The following is a 3,129-nucleotide window of genomic DNA, read 5'->3' as shown; positions in this document are numbered from 1 at the left end:
CCTTCAGGTTATGAGCCTGACGAGCTACCGGGCTGCTCCACCCCGCGTTGATTTATGTTTGGTTGTTTTGTTTTGTACGTTTTTGAGAGGTATCGTTTCTTGTCAAGTCTGGCGGCGACCTACTCTCCCACGTCTTGAGACGCAGTACCATTGGCGCGACGGCACTTAACTTCCGAGTTCGGGATGGGATCGGGTGTTTTGCTCGTGCTATGGCCACCAGACCTGAGAAGAAACGGCAACATCAGTTTTGTTCCAGGTTTTTTTTTGCTTCTGATTTTGGTAATTGGCTTATTTAGCCTTGCTGTTACCGGATCAGATCAAGCCTATCGGGCAATTAGTACCAGTCAGCTGAACGCATTGCTGCGCTTACACCTCTGGCCTATCGACGTGGTGGTCTTCCACGGCCCTCAAGGGAGACCTTGTTTTGAAGGGGGCTTCCCGCTTAGATGCCTTCAGCGGTTATCCTGTCCGATCATAGCTACCCAGCACTGCCGTTGGCACGACAACTGGTCCACCAGTGGATCGTTCACCCCGGTCCTCTCGTACTAGGGGCAACTCTTCTCAAGTCTCCTACACCCACGGCAGATAGGGACCGAACTGTCTCACGACGTTCTAAACCCAGCTCACGTACCTCTTTAAATGGCGAACAGCCATACCCTTGGGACCTGCTCCAGCCCCAGGATGAGATGAGCCGACATCGAGGTGCCAAACGATGCCGTCGATATGGACTCTTGGGCATCATCAGCCTGTTATCCCCAGAGTACCTTTTATCCGTTGAGCGATGGCCCTTCCACTCGGGACCACCGGATCACTATGGCCGACTTTCGTCTCTGCTCGACTTGTCAGTCTTGCAGTCAGGCGGGCTTCTGCCATTGCACTCGACGACCGATTTCCGACCGGTCTGAGCCCACCATCGCGCGCCTCCGTTACTGTTTGGGAGGCGACCGCCCCAGTCAAACTACCCACCACGCAGGGTCCCGGACCCGGATAACGGGCCGCGGTTAGACATCAAGAGTGCGAAGGGTGGTATCTCAAGGATGGCTTCACGGGAACTGGCGTCCCCGCTTCGATGCCTACCACCTATCCTGCACATCACAATCCTGATGCCAGTGCGAAGCTATAGTAAAGGTTCATGGGGTCTTTCCGTCTAACCGCGGGAAGTGTGCATCTTGACACACAGTTCAATTTCGCTGAGTCCACATCAGAGACAGCGGGGAGATCGTTACGCCATTCGTGCAGGTCGGAACTTACCCGACAAGGAATTTCGCTACCTTAGGACCGTTATAGTTACGGCCGCCGTTTACTGGGGCTTCAATTCAAGGCTTGCACCTCTCCTTTTAACCTTCCAGCACCGGGCAGGCGTCAGACCCTATACGTCGCCTTACGGCTTCGCAGAGCCCTGTGTTTTAAGTAAACAGTCGCCACCCCCTGGTTTGTGCCCCCCGCCCATAGTTGCCTACAGACGGGGCCTCCTTCTCGCGAACTTACGGAGGCATTTTGCCGAGTTCCTTTGATGTGGTTCTCTCAAGCGCCTTGGTATACTCTACCAGTCCACCTGTGTCGGTTTAGGGTACGGTCTGATGGAGGGCTATTTCCAGGGACCTCTGAGCGGCCTGCCCAATCCGATAAGGGCAGACAACCTTTGAGATCCGTCACATCCTCCTGGCCCAGGAATATTAACCTGGTTCCCATCGACTACGCCTTTCGGCCTCGCCTTAGGGGCCGGCTCACCCTGCTCAGATTAGCTTTAAGCAGGAACCCTTGGACTTTCGGCGACAGGGTCTCTCACCCTGTTTGTCGCTACTCATGTCAACATTCTCGCTTCCGATCTCTCCACCGGATGCCTTACGGCCCGGCTTCACAGAAAGCGCCTTGTCTGCGCATATGCGCGCGCTACCGCTTCGCTACTTGAGCGCATTGGTGTCGCGATCATTAGAACAGACAGTGCGCTATATCACGGAACGCTCCGCTACCACGCACATTGCTGTGCATCCTGAGCTTCGGCTCGTGGCTTGAGCCCCGTTACATCTTCGCCGCAGGACAGCTTATCTAGACCAGTGAGCTGTTACGCTATCTTTAAAGGATGGCTGCTTCTAAGCCAACCTCCTGGTTGTTTTGGCCGTCCCACATGCTTTCCCACTTAGCCACGAATTGGGGGCCTTAGCTGCAGGTCAGGGTTGTTTCCCTCTTCACGACGGACGTTAGCACCCGCCGTGTGTCTCCCGGATAGTACTCTCGGGTATTCGGAGTTTGCTTAGACTCAGTAAGGCTGTGGGCCCCCATCATCCATGCAGTGCTCTACCCCCCGAGGTATTCGTCCGAGGCGCTACCTAAATAGCTTTCGCGGAGAACCAGCTATCTCCAGGTTTGATTGGCCTTTCACCCCTAGCCACAAGTCATCCAGACCCTTTTCAACGGGTGTTGGTTCGGACCTCCATCAGGTGTTACCCTGACTTCATCCTGCTCATGGCTAGATCACCTGGTTTCGGGTCTGATCCCACGAACTCGACGCCCTTTTAAGACTCGCTTTCGCTGCGCCTCCACCTACCGGCTTAAGCTTGCTCGTGAGACCAAGTCGTTGACCCATTATACAAAAGGTACGCCGTCAGGTCTCATGGACCCTCCGACTGCTTGTAGGCGTTCGGTTTCAGGTACTGTTTCACTCCCCTCGTCGGGGTGCTTTTCACCTTTCCCTCACGGTACTGGTTCGCTATCGGTCAGCAAGGAGTACTTAGCCTTCGGGGGTGGTCCCCCGATCTTCAGACAGGATTTCACGTGTCCCGCCCTACTTGATATGTCCTGTGGAGCTTCCTGTACGGGGCTGTCACCCTGTATCGCTGCGCTTTCCAGCGCATTCCAGTCACTCTTCGAGGATCGGCTGGTCCGCGTTCGCTCGCCACTACTAACGGAGTCTCTGTTGATTTCCTTTCCTCCGGGTACTTAGATGTTTCAGTTCCCCGGGTTTGCTTCAAAACCCCTATGTATTCAGGGTAATGATACCTGTTTCACCCCACTATCGATATCCGATGGATAACAATAGCGGAATGTCAGGTGGGTTTCCCCATTCGGAGATCCATGGATCAAAGCCTATTCCCGGCTCCCCATGGCTTAACGCAGGGTATCACGTCC

At 54.7% G+C, this 3,129-nt stretch carries 2 rRNA genes (1 of these 2 running past the window's edge); both read right to left on the bottom strand.

Annotation, left to right across the window (positions count from 1 at the left end):
- Positions 1 to 106: 106 nt before the first annotated feature.
- A 5S ribosomal RNA gene (rrf, locus tag CRO07_RS17820) occupies positions 107 to 221 on the bottom strand.
- 92 nt (positions 222 to 313) lie between these two features.
- A 23S ribosomal RNA gene (locus tag CRO07_RS17815) occupies positions 314 to 3,129 on the bottom strand; it runs 54 nt beyond the window's last position.

Origin of the sequence: Cereibacter ovatus, assembly GCF_900207575.1 — a bacterium.
Taxonomy (GTDB): domain Bacteria; phylum Pseudomonadota; class Alphaproteobacteria; order Rhodobacterales; family Rhodobacteraceae; genus Cereibacter_A; species Cereibacter_A ovatus.
Note: the sequence above shows the minus strand (reverse complement) of the source record. Positions and strands in the feature narration are given on the sequence as shown.